This is a genomic window from Bacillus sanguinis, assembly GCF_018332475.1.
GTDB classification, from domain to species: domain Bacteria; phylum Bacillota; class Bacilli; order Bacillales; family Bacillaceae_G; genus Bacillus_A; species Bacillus_A sanguinis.
In genome coordinates this window covers 1-1,064 of record NZ_BOQB01000591.1, presented here as the reverse complement: position 1 = coordinate 1,064, position 1,064 = coordinate 1, and the positions used below count along the sequence as shown (strand labels likewise).

The window sequence follows — 1,064 nt, the reverse complement described above, 5'->3', positions numbered from 1 at the left end:
TTCTCATCAAATTTTAATGTTCCTCACAGATTTCTTTCATTTTAACATTTTAGTATGTAAGTAAGAAAGAAATGAAGAGGAGGAACATGAAATGAAATTATGGATTGGGATCGTCATGGTGCTTTTAATTGCTGGAGGGACAGCATATGGTGTAAATGCAATGGAACATGAAGAAACGGGATATGAAGAGTCTAAAGGAAAAACGTACGAAAGCAAAAAGCTTAGTCCTGAAACAGTTAAACAAATTGCAATTGAAAATGTAAATGGAGTTGTAAAAGAAGTTGATGTAGAAGATGATGACGATAATTCTGTATATAAAATAAAGGTGGAAACAAACGTAGGTGAGAAAGAAATGCATGTTGATGCGAAAAGTGGAAATATTATAGCAGAAAAAGAATTTGAATTTATAAAAAGTGATGGCGAAGATGATGATCAAGAAGAAGACGATATTGATCATGATGATCTAGATGATTAATAACAATGCTCTATTGTACATAGTTATAATAAGGCATTGTTATTAATGGAGATTAAGACGTTGATAAGCACGTGTTTATTTAAAATAGTTTAAATTCTTTTCGACAAAAAATAATATATCCCTTGACAGTTACCAATATAACCGATATACTTCATATTAATTTCAAAAGAAAATATATTCTAAATATTAAAATGTGTTGAATAGGAGTAGTAAGGTCATGTATTTGTACAGAGAGCTATGGGTTGGTGTGACATAGCCAAATGACATCCTGAACTCGCCTAGGAGCAGTAAGGTGGAACGGAATCACATTCTTAGTAAATCTTAACGGTTAACCTTCGATATTAGGTTTGTAATCAAACGATTACTACTAAGGTGGATTCATAATGGAATCAATAAGGGTGGTACCGCGTTAAGTAAATGGCTTAGCGTCTCTTTATATAAAGAGATGCTGAGCCATTTTTTATTTTATAGAAAAAGAAATGGAGGGTTTATTTGGATAGATTCATAAAATTTATTTATTTATTTATATAAAAAGATTTAATTAGGAGGAAAATGAGATGAAACAAACGGAGCAATGGACTTCGAAATT

Annotated in this window: 1 protein-coding gene and 1 other annotated feature; the gene reads left to right on the top strand. The window is 31.1% G+C overall.

Annotation, left to right across the window (positions count from 1 at the left end):
• The first annotated feature begins 91 nt into the window (after positions 1–91).
• On the top strand, positions 92–475 hold the full coding sequence (locus KI369_RS28730) for a PepSY domain-containing protein (RefSeq protein ID WP_212959026.1): 384 nt from the start codon (positions 92–94) through the stop codon (positions 473–475).
• A 187-nt stretch (positions 476–662) separates the two neighbouring features.
• Positions 663–911: a binding site (T-box leader), on the top strand.
• Positions 912–1,064 lie beyond the last annotated feature (153 nt).